Origin of the sequence: Kitasatospora cystarginea (genome assembly GCF_039533515.1) — a bacterium.
GTDB lineage: Bacteria > Actinomycetota > Actinomycetes > Streptomycetales > Streptomycetaceae > Kitasatospora > Kitasatospora cystarginea.
On the sequence record NZ_BAAATR010000034.1, the window covers coordinates 1 to 13,227 of the forward strand.

Below are 13,227 nucleotides of genomic sequence, written 5' to 3' on the forward strand. Positions count from 1 at the left end.
AAAGCTACCTCGCCGGCCTTCACCTCCGCGCCTCGATGATCTGGATCGATGATCTCCTGCTGACCGCTGATTGATCACAACATCACACAGGCCCTAGGTACGCCTTGGTGCCGAACCAGTTGAGCGCGAACACGGTTGCACCGGATTCGGTCGCCGAAGAGACGATCTTCGGCGTCTGAATCTCGGTGAACCCGAGGCCGTCCAGAGCGCCGCGGAAGCCGGCCACGGAGGCGGCGGAGATCCGATGCGGAGCGCGCAACAGCGGATGCCGCAACGCCACCGGCGCGTTGTCCAGGGTCGTCGGGAGACCAGCTGGGACCGTCGGGCGGTACAGGTCGAACGGCGGAGCCTGCGCGAGGCTGGAGAGCACCTCGATCTCAGGGGACGTCAGCTCGACACCGCCGGGAGCCTGGGCGTTGGCGATGACGGTTCCCCGCACCCGCAGCACCGTCTCCTCGGGGAAGTCGACCCTCGCTTCGGTAGTCACCACTTGCGCCAGGCCGGAACGGTCGCGGATCACAAGGAAGGTGACGGACTTGAGCCCACGGCGGCGGTGCAGCCAGCCACGGATTTCGACGGATTCACCCACGTGCTTCGGCAGCTCAGCGGCCAGTACGCGGGTCGTAGGGTGGATCATCGCAGCCCTCCAGGGGCGTCGTCATGATCCCTTGGGAGTGCGGGCGAGAAGGGGCAACTCGCGGTGCCACCGCACTTTCGCCACCACCCGGGGGCGGCGGCCTCATTCGGGCCCGATGACGGGGGCCGACCGGCAGGGCATTTCCTCCCTGCGCTCAGGAGTGTCTTCCCTTCGGGGGCGTGAGACTGCCTTCACAGCTTCCGGCAGCTCTCTCGGCTCGCGCCGTCCCGCAGGTACTCGTCTCCCTCAACGCGCTGCCTGTGAGGGTAGAGGCACGGCACCCGAGACGGCAACGTGAAACGACGGACGTGGCCTAATCCCCCCTTACGGGTGACTCGAAGGAGAACCGGAGACCGTCACCCGTATGGAGGCCTGGCGAGAGCCTCCTTCAGACAAGAGAGCATGCGGCAGCAGCTCAGTCGAGGCGCAAGTCGAGTGTGTACCGCAGCTCGGCGACGCTGAAGCCTCTGATGGTCTCTTCGCGCGTGACGGAATCAGGGCCCCAGCCGTGCCGTTCATAGAACCTGCGGGCACGGCTATTGCCCGTTAGTACCCACAGGGTCGCCCTTTCGAAGCCGGCGTGACGCAGGGCTTCGTGGGCCGCCTCGATGAGATAGGGAGCCAGGCCGCTGCCCCAATGCGACGGCGCTACGTTCAGCGCCCAAAGCTCCCCCGTGCCCGCAGCGTCCGGGTCGCGACCGGGGCCAGTGTGCGCGAAGCCGGCGGGGGTTCCATCGACCTCGGCGATCAATATCTTCTCCCTGGGGTCACGTTGGGTGCGCACGGTGCGTTCCCACGATGCGGTGCGGCGTTCCACGGTCGTCGTGTCGAGCAGCCCTTGCGGCATCAGACCGGCGTATCCGACATGCCAGGCATCAACGTGGACACGGGCCAGCGCTGGGACGTCAGCGGCGACCACTCCGCGAATGAGCACGCTGCCTCCTTCCGGGCTGCGGCGGCCTGCCCACGGTCGATGGCCGCGGCGACATTGTTCACCAGGACATCGAGGCTGACCGCCAGCGTTGGGAACGTCAGCTACAGCCCGCGCGACACCGCTACCCGATGTCATCAGAGGCATCGTCACCAGCGCCATGCCTGGGCACGCTTGACCGCCAATATCATAGGGCGCACCAACCTGACCTGCGCGGCGGTTGTCCAGGGGCCCGATTCCGCGCGTGTGCGTCAGCGGGCCCCTGGAGTGTCAGGTCAGCGTGGGCCGAGTAGCCGGGTGGCATCCTCGATGGCCGCGGTGAGCGCGTCGTCGAGGGCTTCGGGGTTGCGTCCGCCGGCGCTGGCGACCTGGCCGGTGCCGCCGCCTCCGCCGGCGACGGCCGTCGCGGCCCGGGTGAGGAGGTCGCGGGCCTGGATGCCGTCGTCGAGCAGACTCTTGGAGACTGCGGCGACGAGTAGGGCCTTGCCTGCGCGTTCTGTGCCGAGGACGACGATGGCGGGTCCGAGATGGATGCGACGGGTGGCTTCGAGGGCGAGGTCGCGCAGTTCGTCCGGCGCGACGCCTGTGAGCTTCTCGGCGACGATCCAGCCCCGACCGGCACGGTGGGCTTGGGAGGCGAGCCAGTTGGCCTGGCTCTGGAGTTCCTCGGTGCGGAGCCGGTCGAGTTCCTCTTTGGCGGTGGCGAGAGCGTCGAGGCTCTTGCGCAGGGCGGCGGGCGCGTCCTTGGGGCGGGTTCCGAGCAGGATCGAGAGCTCCTCGAGCAGGCACCGCTCGGAGTCGTAGTAGTTGAGGGCGTCGCGGCCGATCAGGGCCTCGATGCGGCGCAGGTTCGAGCCGATGGAGGCTTCGCCGAGGATGCGGACGGGGCCGGCGTTGGAGCCGTGGCCGACGTGTGTGCCGCCGCAGAGTTCGCGGGAGAAGTCGCCGATGTCGACGATGCGGACCTGGTCGCCGTACTTCTCGCCGAATAGGGCGGTCGCGCCGGCGGCTTCGGCGTCCGCGCGGGAGGCGTGCCAGATCCTCACCTCGGGGTCGTCCAGGAGGTGATCATTGACGAGGACCTCGATCGCAGCCAGCTGAGTCGGGTCGAGGGCGGAGAAGTGCGCGAAGTCGAACCGCAGGCGGCCCGCGTCGACCAGGGAGCCGTGCTGGTGGGCTTGGTCGCCGAGGGTGCGCCGGAGCATGGCGTGCAACTACCGCGTCGCACTCCACTGCGGCGAACCGGGTAAGAGCGTGGCGATCGGCGGCCTGCAGAGCAAGGCGAGGCGGCGCCTGCCGACCGCTCGCCTCCTGCGTCGAGTCGCCGTCACCGCCATCACCGGCTGAACTCCCGGGCCTCGGCCGGAACAGCGGCCATATTGCCGCAAGTTCCCTCCACGCCATCGGCGTTGCCCAGGCGGTGCCGCTTCAACCGGATTGCGCCAACGTGTCAGGCATCGTAGATCCGCGAGCGCAGCACCGCGGCGGCGCGAACCGAGGCCAGGCTCGCCGCGGCGGCGCCGGATCACGACAGGTAGGGGTACTTGCCGCTGAGGTAGTCGCCGATCTGCTGGCGCATGCTTGGGTGGATGTCGTAGTCGTCCAGGTCGCCAGGGTGGACCCAGCACACGCCGTCGGCCTCGTCGTTGATCGTGGGCGTGCCGCCGATCGGCCGCCCGATGTAGGCCACTTCGAATTGCTGGCGGATCTCCCCGTCGCTGTAGGCGACGATGTGTACCGGGTTGGAGTAGACCCCGAGGAAGTCGGTGACCTCCGCGATGATGCCGGTCTCCTCCAGGCACTCGCGCACCGCGCAGTCCGCGGCCGATTCCCCGATGTCCTGTTTTCCGCCTGGCAGTGCCCACTGTCCAGTGTCACGGCGGCGCTGCAGCAGGATCGCGCCGTCGTCGTCCGTGACGAGCAGATTGCTGGCGGGGACGAGCGCGTTGGCCGCAGGAGCCGCCGGGTCGTCGTAGTACTCAACTCGGCCCATGCGACTGGGTCTCCTCAAGGTCGTCCGTCCACGGCCGGGCGACAGTCCAGACCGCTTCGAGTCTCTGAGCGTAGCTGTCGAACCATCCGTCGCTGCGGAGCCCATCGCAGTGCTTGCTGCCGCGATGACAAACGAGCACGACGGCCACCAGTGTGTGGCGTCCCAGATCCGCCTCCTGGCCTGCTAGGTCAGTGGCCGCAGTGAGCGGCCGATGAGGTTGTTGACGTCATCGAGGGGCCTGCAACAACCGACGTGATCGCGTCGGTGTTCGCGATGAGGTACTCCGCCAGCTGGGGCGGCATCAGGTTGACAGCCCGGATCGCGTCTGGGGCACAGGGAACCCTGACAACCTCGTAGCCACCGCGCTCGGGCCGGTGAAACTCGGTGCCCGTACGGGCGTCCAGGTCGATGCTCGCCAGACGCGCGGCGAAGATGTGCTGAACGCCGATGCCGTCAGCCAGATGATCGGTGATCAGATAGACAAGCTGAGGGCCCTCGATTGTTCCGCCGAGTTCCTCGTACACCTCTCGGTGCAGGGCGTCTTCGATACTGGCATCCGCCTCTTCGACGCCACCGCCGACTGTGACCCAGTACGGGTCTCGACCGGGCCTGGTCCGCTTGATGAGGACCAGGTGATCGCCGTCGAGCAGAATCGCCCGGGCGCTGCGCCTGATGATCTCGGGCATGGTCGTGGGCTCTCTTTCGATCAGTAGCCGCGGGCACGGTTGCTTCCGCCGAGCTATTTTCGGTTGCCCCGATCGATGGCAACCGCTCTACTCATGGCCATGGTTACCCCAACTCGGTTGGTGACGAGCCACTTTCGCGATCAAGGCTACGCCGTGCTGCCCGACATCCTCTCGGCTCAGCAGGTGTCGGACTGGCGCGCAGCCGTCGCGGACTACGTGGCACAGACCCCGCCCCCAGCCGGCCACACCGGGCCGTACTTCCTGTGGCCGCACTTCGATACACCTCGCCACAGGCTGCTCAAGCTCTACGGCAACAGCGGCGTCGGCGGCGTGATTCGGTCTTTCATACACCACGAACTTCTGCTGGATGAGCCTGAGTTCGCGCAACTCGCGCTGACCATCCCGCCCCATCCTCACCGTCCGGGCGCGCCGCACATCGATGGCTTGACGCCAACCGAGGATGACGGCCGGCCGGGCACCTTCACGGTGCTCGCCGGCGTGGTTCTCACCGACCAGCAACAAGTCGACCGCGGCAACCTGTGGGTCTGGCCGGGCACCCATCTGCGTACCGGGCGCTGGCTGCGGGAGCACGGAGCCGATGCGCTGAGGACCGCGATTCCCTATCCGCCGGTCGAACTGGGTGAACCCATCCAGGTCACCGCCCCGGCTGGGAGCCTCGTCCTCGTGCACTACCTGCTCGCCCACAACATCGGCGGCCACTTCGGCACCGCCACCGACGAGCGCCGCGAAACGGTGTACTTCCGGCTCCACGCAGCCGGTCATCGTCTTCGCTGGCGCGAGGTCGTCACTTCTCCGCTGGTCGAGTTCGCCTCCCCGTGATTCCTGACCGAGTGGCTCTCCCTTCGCGCCCCGCAGGGGAGAGCCACCTGAACGCCGACCACCTGCTCAGATGAGCACAGCATCGATGGAGCACTCAGGATGTCCGAGAACGATGAGCCAATTCACCGTCACCTGGTCGACTCAGTGGAACCGCCCCCACAGGGGCGAGTGGTCGATCTCGGCTGTGGAAGGGGGCCAACGCTGGCGGCCTTCGCCCACAGATTCCCCATGGTGCGCCTGACCGGGCTCGACCGCTCCACGGCGAGCGTCGAGGCGGCCCGGGAACTGCTGGGTGATCACGCCGGCGGCAGCGAAGTCCTGGTCGCAGACCTGCGAGAGCCAGTCCCTCTTCCTGACGGCTGCGCCGACGCGGTCGTCTCGTACAACGTGCTCGAGTGCCTTCCGGACGCGCCGGCGTTCCTCGCGGAGATCTGGCGGCTGCTCAAACCCGGTGGCCGCGCGGTCGTGGCGCACGTGGACTTTGACTCCATCGTGATCGCGGGGCCGGATCGCGACCTGGACAGACGGATCTGTCATGCCTTCACCGATGATCAACAGCCGTGGATGGACTATGCGGATGGGCGGATCGGCCGCAAGCTCCCCGGGCTGGTCCAGGCATCGCCGCTGACCTTGGAGCGGGTCGCCACGTGGGTCACGTCCTCAACCGAGCTGGACGGCCACGCGGCCCGGCGAGTCGAGAACATCAGGCAGGCGCTGACCAGCTCAGCCCAACGGGGGAAGGGCCTCGTGGACCTCGAGGAGGTCGAGGCATGGCACACAGCAGTGCAGGACGCGGCTGCGGACGCGCGGTTCTTCTTCGCCGAGACGGCGCTGGTCGTAACTGCCAAGCGCGCGGCCTAGCGTGAGGCTCGCCCCGAGGTGGCCAGCATCAGCGGCCGGAACGGCGGCATCACGGGCGGCATGACGACCAAGGGGCCGCCCCAGAGCTCAGCCGCGCTGCCGCTGCTGGCTCCGCCAGGGTGGCACGCGCATGGTCCTGACCATCGGTCCTGGGCCGCTCACGAACCGGTGTGAGCGGCCCAGATGGGCGCCGCGCGAAAGCCGACCGCCGCGCCACTCGCAGTAACCTCGTTGCCTGCTGGATCAGCCCGCCCTACGCTTGGGGCAACGCGATGACGGAGACGAGTAGCCGCGGGACCACGCGAGCTGAGAGAGCTGCCGGTAGCTGGAAAGGCAGTCTCGCGCCCCAAGGCGAATCCCCTCCCGAGTGCGGGGAGGAACGGCCGCCAGGTCCAATGCCCCGCCGGCTGGCTCCCGTGACCGAGCCGAGCTGAGGCTGCCACCTGTCGGCGGCGAAGGCGCGGTGGCACCGCGAGTCCCTGCTCGCCCGCGCTCCCAAGGGATCACGTCGCGGATCGACCGAGCGGAGAGCCCGTCACCATGTTGAACATCACCCAGATCCGAGAACACCCGGCGCGCGTGCAGCACGCCTTGGCCAAGCGAGGACTCCACGTCGATCTCGCAGCGTTCCTCACGCTCGACGAGGAGTTCCGCCACGCTCGAACCGCGGTGGAGAGCCTGCGGGCCGAGCGGAAACAGATCTCAGCGGAGGTCGCCCGGCTGCTGCGCGCCGGCCAGGACGTGACCGTGCTGCGCGCACGTTCGAAGACCGTCGGCGCGGACCTGACCGAGATGGAGGCCCGGCTCGCCGAACTGGGCACCGCCCGCAGGGACTTCCTCGAGCAGCTGCCCAACCTTCCCGACGGCGACGTGGTGGCCGGCGGCAAGGAGAACAACGAGGTCCTGCGCTCGATCGGCGCGCCACCGCAGTTCGCCTTCCCGGCCCGCGACCACGTCGACCTCGCCCAGCGCCTGGGGCTCGTCGACTACGAGCGCGGCGTGAAACTGGCCGGCAGCGGCCACTGGATCTACCGCGGCAACGGCGCGCTCCTCGAATGGGCGCTGCTCAACTTCTTCGTCCAGGCCCACCTGCGCGACGGCTACGAGTTCGTCCTGCCCCCGCACCTGCTGACCTACGAGGCCGGCTACACGGCCGGCCAGTTCCCCAAGTTCGCCGACGACGTCTTCGTCATCGAGCCCGGAAAGACCGGAGAACCCGGACCGCGCCGGTTCCTGCTGCCCACCTCGGAGACTGCCCTGGTCAACCTCCACCGCGACGAAACCCTGCCGGAGGAGGACCTACCGAGGAAGTACTTCGCGTACTCGCCGTGCTATCGCAAGGAGATCGGCGGATACCGCGCGACCGAACGCGGCACGCTGCGCGGCCACCAGTTCGACAAGGTCGAGCTGTTCCAGTTCGTCCGCCCTGATGCCTCCGATGCCGCACATGAGGAACTCCTCGGCAAGGCGGAGAAGTTGGTGGCTGATCTCGGCCTGCACTACCGGGTCACCCGCCTGGCCGCCGAGGACACCAGCGCCGCGATGGCCAAGACCTTCGACGTCGAAGTCTGGCTGCCCAGCATCAACGCCTACGTCGAGGTCAGCTCGGTCAGCAACGCCCGCGACTACCAGGCCCGCCGCGGCAACATCCGCTACCGCCCGACCGGCGGCGGCAAGGTCGCGTACGTGCACACCCTCAACGCCTCGGGCCTGGCCACCAGCCGGCTGCTCCCTGCACTACTGGAACAGCACCAGCAGCAGGATCGGACTGTCGCCGTACCCGAGGTACTGCGCCCGTGGCTCAGGACCGATCGGCTGACACCCGCAACGCCGCGGTGACCAATACAGGCGCCATGATGTCGACGGGCCGCAGGGGCTGCCGCTCTTTCTCCTGACGATTGAGGCGGCGGACAGGCCTCGCGCCCGCCCGTCGCCTCGGACGACCTGGCAGAGGCCGCCCGTCTGTGCAGCACTATGCTCGCCGAACGGCTCTGCGATCACAAGATGGTGAATACCCATCAGGACATTCACCCCGATAACATCCTCATCCGACGCGGCGGCCAGATCGCCCTGCTCGACTTCGACCACGCCACCGCGGCGGAGGACGCCAGCGACTACGTCAAGATCGATTGCTGGTGCCTCACCTCACCCGAGGACCGCCGACAACTGCTGAACGCCTACTGGCAGCAGCGCGCCCAGCCGGCCGACCCGATGTTCGAGCAGCGCCTCGCCTTCCACCGCCTGGTCATCCACCTCTCGTACTTCCTGTACTGGCACGGCCGCGACCCCACCCAGATCCCCGGGTGCGTCAAAGCCCTGCGACACGAACTGGAGTGAGCCATGACCGCAACCCAGCCCACCACCACCCCGGCCCCCGCGCCGGTCGCCGGCCCCGGCGTCCAGGTCGTCGCAGCCCTGCTGCGGCGCGGCGACCAGATCGTCCTCGTCCAGGAACAGCGCGACGGCCAGGAGATGTGGTCCATCCCCGGCGGCGGGGTCGAGCACGGCGAACTCCTCGGTGAGGCCCTCATCCGCGAGGTCCTCGAAGAGACCGGCCTGCACCTGGCGACGGTCGGCCCGCTGGCCTACCTCGTCAACACCACGACCACCCGCTACCCCTCCACGGTGGTCCTCACCTTCGACTGCACCGACTGGGACGGGGAGATCGCCGTCCACGACCCGGACGGCAAGGTCACCGGCGCCGTCCTGCTCCCGCTGGACGAAGCCAGGAAGGTCCTGGCCTCCTCCACCGCCTCCCGCCCCGAGATCGAACCCCTGCTGGACTACCTCGACGGCTCCGCAGCCGGCCGCGTGTGGTCCTACCGCGACGACCAGCCCGCCGACTGACCGCGCCCGGGGCAGCTCGAAGAGGACATCCAGCTGCACGGCCTCCCGGCCCGTCCGCCGGGGCTGGTAGCCAGGACAGCCGGTCCGTCAGACCTGCCAGTCGCGACGCTCCGCCAACCAGCGCAGAGTGACTTCTCCGCACCATGCCTGGTGCTGCCGAAGCGATGGGCTGCCGGGCGGCGGGGACTGAGCGCCGGAGCGCAGGAAGTGCCCGGCGAGCGCCGCGAGTACGGCATCCAACTGCTCGGGGTCGACGTCTCGGGCGGTTGGGTGCTCGGCGAACAGTCGGGACGCATCGTGGCCGTCGGCGTGGGCGGTGGCCAGCAGCAGCGTGAGGTCGAACCAGCTCGGCCCGAGGCATGGCCAGTTCCAGTCGCAGATCCATGCAAGGCCGTCCGGGTCGAGGAGCACGTTGTCCCGCCGCAGGTCGAGATGGAGCACGGAATCGCCGGCCGCGGCCGCCGAGCAGTTGCGCTCGAGGTCGGCGAGCGGGTCGATCAGCTCCCGGGGAAACCACTCCGGCAGCTCGTCCGTCTTGGTCGTGCCTGCGGCGAGTAGGCGCCAGTTCTCGAACGTCGAGTCGTCGGCAACGGGCTTCAGGCTCAGCTCGAGGAGGGCTCGCGTCGGGCGCGCCAGCGCTTGCGCGCTCGCCGTGCAGGCGTCGAGGACGGCGACCAGCTCTGCCGGACTCCAGGGATCTGTGGGCATCCGCGCGCCTTCAACGGCGTCGAGCCCCAGGACTACCCAGCCTTCGGTCTCCTCGACCCAGCGAACGCGGGGCGCTGGCACAGCTGCTGGTAGCGCCTGGTTGATCAGTGCTTCCCGCCGGTAGCAGTCTGCGACGTACGGGGCGGTGGAGCTGTTGGCGGCCTTCACGAACTGCGGCCCATCGGGTCCGCGTACTTCGGCGGCGAAGCCGGAGGTGAACCCGCTCCCTGCGCTCGGCCGTGGATCGATCTCGCCGCCAAGCCGACCCTCGACCAGCCCCCTGACATGGGCAGGCAGTTCGGCCCAACGGGGGCGGACCGCTGTGGCGCTGTAGTTCGGCTTCGGCGTGATGGTGGTCGGCATGGCGCCATGCTGCCGTTCTGATAGGCCATCTCGCCAACGAGATTCCACGTCCGTGGAGGCGAACTGAGTTACCATCAGGCTGAGGCTGTCTCGGCTGGCGGGTGACCTTTCGGCGCATGCACTTTCCCAACCGGGCACCGGGGACCGGCCGGTGGGCACCCACTGCTGGGCCGCCGTCAGCGCGCGTACGATCGTCCAGTGATCACCAACCCCAACGCCGTCACCGTGTTGTGCTACGGCGATTCAAACACCAATGGTCAGCGCGCCGACACTGTCGAGGAGGTTCGTTGGCCAGCAGATGTCCGATGGACTGGCCAGCTTCAAGAGCTGCTCGGCGATGGGTACTACGTCATCGAGGAAGGTCTCGGAGGGCGGACCACCGACCTGGACTACCCCGATGAGGCTGGCTGCAACGGTCGCACCTACCTGCTTCCGTGCTTGCGCACCCACTACCCGCTCGATGTCGTGCTGGTGATGCTCGGCACCAACGACGTGAAGCCGCAGTTCGCACGGTCATCAGCCGAGATCGTCGCCGCGCTGGGCTCGCTCGTCGACGACATCGAGGCGTGCGCGACGAACCGACGCGGCGGCCCCACCGAGATCGTCTTGGTTGCTCCGGTGCCTCTTGACAGGCAGCAGCCGAAGTTCACTGAGTTCTACCAGACGAGCTTCGATGCCGCATCGGAGGGGAAGTCCCGGCAGTTGGCGGGCCAGCTGGCCGAACTCGCGAAGGCACGCGACGTGCTGTTCGCCGATGCCGGCACGGTTGCCCGCGTCGGCATCGACGGCGTCCACTTGAGCCTTGATTCACACCGCCAGATCGCCGAGCTGGCGGCCGGAAAGATCGCCGAGGCGCTGGGCCGTTCCAACGGAACGGAGTTGGCGTCTGCCTCGTAGGCCGACGCGCCGCGCGTACCGCTGGACACCGGTCTTGGAGTGCAGCACATCTTCGCGGGCCGCCTCGTCTCGATGGACCCACAGGCTCGGACCGGTTCGGAGCTCGGCAAGCCGGAGCGCGGCAGTTGCGAGGTTGAACTCATTCCGTTCAGCTGCCGGGGCTAGCTGCATCGGGCGCGGTCAGTCGGCGGGCTGGTCGTCGCGGTAGGACCACACGCGGCCGGTGGCGGAGCCGTCGAGGTAGTCCAGCAGGGGTTCGATCTCGGGGCGGGAGGCGGTGGAGGATGTAAGGGATCTCTTGGCTTTGTCCAGCGGGAGCAGGACGGCGCCGGTGACCTTGCCGTCCGGGTCGTGGACGGCGATCTCCCCGTCCCAGTCGGTGCAGTCGAAGGTGAGGACCACCGTGGAGGGGTAGCGGGTGGTCGTGGTGTTGACGAGGTAGGCCAGCGGGCCCACCGCCGCCAGGTGCAGACCGGTCTCTTCGAGGACCTCGCGGATGAGGGCCTCGCCGAGCAGTTCGCCGTGCTCGACCCCGCCGCCGGGGATGGACCACATCTCCTGGCCGTCGCGCTGTTCCTGGACGAGGACGATCTGGTCGCCGCGTCGCAGCAGTGCTGCGACGACCTGGATGCCGGGGCCGCTGACCGGCGCGGGTACCGGAGTGCTGGTGGGCTTAGTTGCGGTCATGCTCACTCCAGTTCGTCGCGCAGGGCGGCTGTGTCGGGCGGGTTGGGGCGGGGTCCGTAGCGGGCCCCGCCCCAACCCGCTCATGCGATGGTCAGAAGCGTCCTGATGCGCTCCGCACCGAGCGCCAGCAGGAGTGTCGGCAGCCGGGGACCGGTGTCCCGGCCGACGAGCAGCGTGTAGAGCAGCGAGAACAGCTGGCGTTGTGCTGTCTTCAGCTCCGGCGAGGCCGGAGCGTCCAGTTGCAGGCCGGCCTGCAACTTCGGCACCCCGTAGACGAGAGAGGTCAGACCCGGCAGGGACCAGTGCTCCTCGAGTCCGTCGAGCAGCAGCTTCAGTGCTTCTCGCTCGGTTGGCGACAGGCATTCCAATTGCTTGTGGTCCGGCTCGGTGCGTACCTGAGTTCGCTCGTGGGCGGCGACGTACCCGTCCACCCAGGCCTGTGCACGGTCGAGCCGCGGGCGGGCTTGGTCGAGGTTCGCCAGGGGTTCGTCAACGGTGAGGTCACGCAGGATGCGAAGAGTCTGTGCGTCGTCGCCGGTGGTGATGTCGACCACGGAGGCAAGAGCGCGGAACGGTAGTACGCGCTCGGTGGCAGGCAGGGTGTGAGTGGCGGAGCCGACCGATCGCTGACGCACCGCGAACTCCGTCGGCTCGGCGTCGCCCGCGGCCACGCGCCGACCGATCGCGTCCCACTCGTCGTACAGCCGGTTCACCTCCTGGTCGAAGGCCACGGTGATCGACTGGTTCGGCCTGCGCCGCGCGTATAGCCAGCGCAGCAGGGGCGCCTCCAGGATCTGCAGCGCGTCGGTCGGGGTCGGTGCCCCGCCGGCCGAGCCGCTCATCTTCGCGGCACCGCTGATCCCGACGAAGGAGTAGCCGAGGTAGGAGGGCGGCTGGCCGTCGAAGACCTCTCGCACGACCTGGGAGCCGACGGTGAAGCTGGAGCCGGGGGAGGAGTGGTCGACCCCGCCGGCCTCGAAGGTGACGCCCTGGTAGGCCCATCGCATCGGCCAGTCGACCTTCCACGCCAGCTTTCCCCCGTCGGCCTGTCCGAGTGCGAAGCCGTCGTTGTGCCCGCACACGCAGCTGTAGCGGATCTCGGTGCTGGTCTCGTCGAACGTGCTGACGGTGGTGGTGTCCCGCCCGCAGGCCGCGCAGTACGGCTTGTACGGGTAGTAGCCGCTGCCCGCGGTCTCTTCGTCGCCGTCCTCCTCCGCGTCCGTCGCCTCCGCCTTCTTCGCGGTGCGGTAGCGGCCGAGGACGGCGTCGATCTTCTCCCGGTTGCGCATCGCGTGCAGGATCTGCTCGCGGTAGGCGCCCGAGGTGTACATCTGCGTCTGGCTGATCTCGGTGACCTCGACTCCGAGTTCCGCGAGTGCGGCTCGGAACGGAATCTTGAAGTGCTCCGCCCAGCTCTCGTGTTCACCGCACGGGTCAGGCACTGCCGTCAACGGACGCCCGATGTGCTCGGTGAACGAGGCCGGCAGCCCGGCCGGGACCTTGCGGAGCCGGTCGTAGTCGTCCCAGGACAGGATGTGCTTGCAGTGCAGCCCGCGACGCCGGATCTCGTCGGCAACGAAGTGCGGGACCATGATCTCGCGCAGGTTCCCCAGGTGGATCGGACCCGACGGGCTGATGCCCGAGGCACACACCAGAGGCGAGTCGGGGCCGCGGCGTTTGCCCTCGGCGATGACCTGGTCCGCTGCCGCGACCACCCAATCGCCTTGCTTCACGCCGGCCACCTTCTGCCTCCTGATGTATCGCGTGGTGGGACTAC

At 68.4% G+C, this 13,227-nt stretch carries 15 protein-coding genes; 7 read left to right on the forward strand and 8 right to left on the reverse strand.

Annotation, left to right across the window (positions count from 1 at the left end; genetic code table 11):
- Nucleotides 1–82: 82 nt before the first annotated feature.
- The 3 genes from ABD369_RS29465 to ABD369_RS29475 form a co-directional block, all read right to left on the reverse strand.
- Entirely contained in the window at nt 83–637 is a 555-nt protein-coding gene (locus tag ABD369_RS29465; RefSeq protein WP_344639613.1) for an OB-fold nucleic acid binding domain-containing protein, read from the reverse strand.
- 415 nt (nt 638–1,052) lie between these two features.
- Nucleotides 1,053–1,571, reverse strand: a complete 519-nt coding sequence (locus tag ABD369_RS29470) for a GNAT family N-acetyltransferase (protein ID WP_344639614.1) — start codon at nt 1,569–1,571, stop codon at nt 1,053–1,055.
- 272 nt (nt 1,572–1,843) lie between these two features.
- Nucleotides 1,844–2,773, reverse strand: coding sequence for a DHHA1 domain-containing protein (locus ABD369_RS29475; protein WP_344639615.1), 930 nt, complete (start codon nt 2,771–2,773; stop codon nt 1,844–1,846).
- On the opposite strand from ABD369_RS29475, the gene ABD369_RS29480 reads away from it, so the two are divergent.
- Nucleotides 2,772–2,915, forward strand: a complete 144-nt coding sequence (locus ABD369_RS29480; protein WP_344639616.1) for a hypothetical protein — start codon at nt 2,772–2,774, stop codon at nt 2,913–2,915. The two genes, ABD369_RS29475 and ABD369_RS29480, sit on opposite strands and share 2 nt — an antisense overlap.
- A 178-nt stretch (nt 2,916–3,093) precedes the next feature.
- Here ABD369_RS29480 and ABD369_RS29485 read toward each other — a convergent pair whose 3' ends face one another.
- A complete protein-coding gene (locus ABD369_RS29485) occupies nt 3,094–3,561 on the reverse strand; it encodes an NUDIX hydrolase (RefSeq protein WP_344639617.1) in 468 nt (155 codons plus the stop codon).
- Nucleotides 3,562–3,749: 188 nt separating this feature from the next.
- The gene (locus ABD369_RS29490) at nt 3,750–4,247 is read right to left on the reverse strand and encodes an NUDIX hydrolase (RefSeq protein ID WP_344639618.1); all 498 of its coding nucleotides are present in this window, start codon (nt 4,245–4,247) and stop codon (nt 3,750–3,752) included.
- A gap of 120 nt (nt 4,248–4,367) precedes the next feature.
- On the opposite strand from ABD369_RS29490, the gene ABD369_RS29495 reads away from it, so the two are divergent.
- The 5 genes from ABD369_RS29495 (at nt 4,368) to ABD369_RS29515 (ending at nt 8,795) form a co-directional block, all read left to right on the forward strand.
- On the forward strand, nt 4,368–5,087 hold the full coding sequence (locus ABD369_RS29495; RefSeq protein WP_344639619.1) for a phytanoyl-CoA dioxygenase family protein: 720 nt from the start codon (nt 4,368–4,370) through the stop codon (nt 5,085–5,087).
- A 99-nt stretch (nt 5,088–5,186) separates the two neighbouring features.
- The gene (locus tag ABD369_RS29500; protein ID WP_344639620.1) at nt 5,187–5,948 is read left to right on the forward strand and encodes a methyltransferase domain-containing protein; all 762 of its coding nucleotides are present in this window, start codon (nt 5,187–5,189) and stop codon (nt 5,946–5,948) included.
- 540 nt (nt 5,949–6,488) lie between these two features.
- A complete protein-coding gene (gene serS / locus ABD369_RS29505) occupies nt 6,489–7,787 on the forward strand; it encodes a serine--tRNA ligase (RefSeq protein ID WP_344639621.1) in 1,299 nt (432 codons plus the stop codon).
- 105 nt (nt 7,788–7,892) lie between these two features.
- A complete protein-coding gene (locus ABD369_RS29510; RefSeq protein ID WP_344639726.1) occupies nt 7,893–8,285 on the forward strand; it encodes a phosphotransferase family protein in 393 nt (130 codons plus the stop codon).
- A gap of 3 nt (nt 8,286–8,288) precedes the next feature.
- Complete coding sequence (locus ABD369_RS29515) at nt 8,289–8,795, forward strand: NUDIX domain-containing protein (RefSeq protein WP_344639622.1); 507 nt, start codon at nt 8,289–8,291, stop codon at nt 8,793–8,795.
- 87 nt (nt 8,796–8,882) lie between these two features.
- Here ABD369_RS29515 and ABD369_RS29520 read toward each other — a convergent pair whose 3' ends face one another.
- Nucleotides 8,883–9,866: a phosphotransferase family protein gene (locus ABD369_RS29520; protein WP_344639623.1), complete on the reverse strand. Its 984-nt coding sequence runs from the start codon at nt 9,864–9,866 to the stop codon at nt 8,883–8,885.
- A 198-nt stretch (nt 9,867–10,064) separates the two neighbouring features.
- Between ABD369_RS29520 and ABD369_RS29525 the strand changes: the two genes are divergently transcribed.
- A complete protein-coding gene (locus ABD369_RS29525; RefSeq protein ID WP_344639624.1) occupies nt 10,065–10,763 on the forward strand; it encodes a GDSL-type esterase/lipase family protein in 699 nt (232 codons plus the stop codon).
- Between the two features lie 180 nt (nt 10,764–10,943).
- On the opposite strand, the gene ABD369_RS29530 is transcribed toward ABD369_RS29525, so the two are convergent.
- The gene (locus tag ABD369_RS29530; protein WP_344639625.1) at nt 10,944–11,450 is read right to left on the reverse strand and encodes an NUDIX domain-containing protein; all 507 of its coding nucleotides are present in this window, start codon (nt 11,448–11,450) and stop codon (nt 10,944–10,946) included.
- Between the two features lie 80 nt (nt 11,451–11,530).
- Nucleotides 11,531–13,192, reverse strand: coding sequence for a lysine--tRNA ligase (gene lysS / locus ABD369_RS29535; protein ID WP_344639626.1), 1,662 nt, complete (start codon nt 13,190–13,192; stop codon nt 11,531–11,533).
- Nucleotides 13,193–13,227 lie beyond the last annotated feature (35 nt).

Excerpts from the sequence above, each read along its gene's own strand:
- ABD369_RS29465 (WP_344639613.1), bottom strand. The coding sequence starts at position 637 with ATGATCCACCCTACGACCCGCGTACTGGCCGCTGAGCTGCCGAAGCAC.
- ABD369_RS29520 (WP_344639623.1), bottom strand. The coding sequence starts at position 9,866 with ATGCCGACCACCATCACGCCGAAGCCGAACTACAGCGCCACAGCGGTC.
- ABD369_RS29530 (WP_344639625.1), bottom strand. The coding sequence starts at position 11,450 with ATGACCGCAACTAAGCCCACCAGCACTCCGGTACCCGCGCCGGTCAGC.
- serS (WP_344639621.1), top strand. The coding sequence starts at position 6,489 with ATGTTGAACATCACCCAGATCCGAGAACACCCGGCGCGCGTGCAGCAC.
- ABD369_RS29480 (WP_344639616.1), top strand. The coding sequence starts at position 2,772 with ATGGCGTGCAACTACCGCGTCGCACTCCACTGCGGCGAACCGGGTAAG.
- ABD369_RS29500 (WP_344639620.1), top strand. The coding sequence starts at position 5,187 with ATGTCCGAGAACGATGAGCCAATTCACCGTCACCTGGTCGACTCAGTG.
- ABD369_RS29490 (WP_344639618.1), bottom strand. The coding sequence starts at position 4,247 with ATGCCCGAGATCATCAGGCGCAGCGCCCGGGCGATTCTGCTCGACGGC.
- ABD369_RS29515 (WP_344639622.1), top strand. The coding sequence starts at position 8,289 with ATGACCGCAACCCAGCCCACCACCACCCCGGCCCCCGCGCCGGTCGCC.
- ABD369_RS29485 (WP_344639617.1), bottom strand. The coding sequence starts at position 3,561 with ATGGGCCGAGTTGAGTACTACGACGACCCGGCGGCTCCTGCGGCCAAC.
- ABD369_RS29475 (WP_344639615.1), bottom strand. The coding sequence starts at position 2,773 with ATGCTCCGGCGCACCCTCGGCGACCAAGCCCACCAGCACGGCTCCCTG.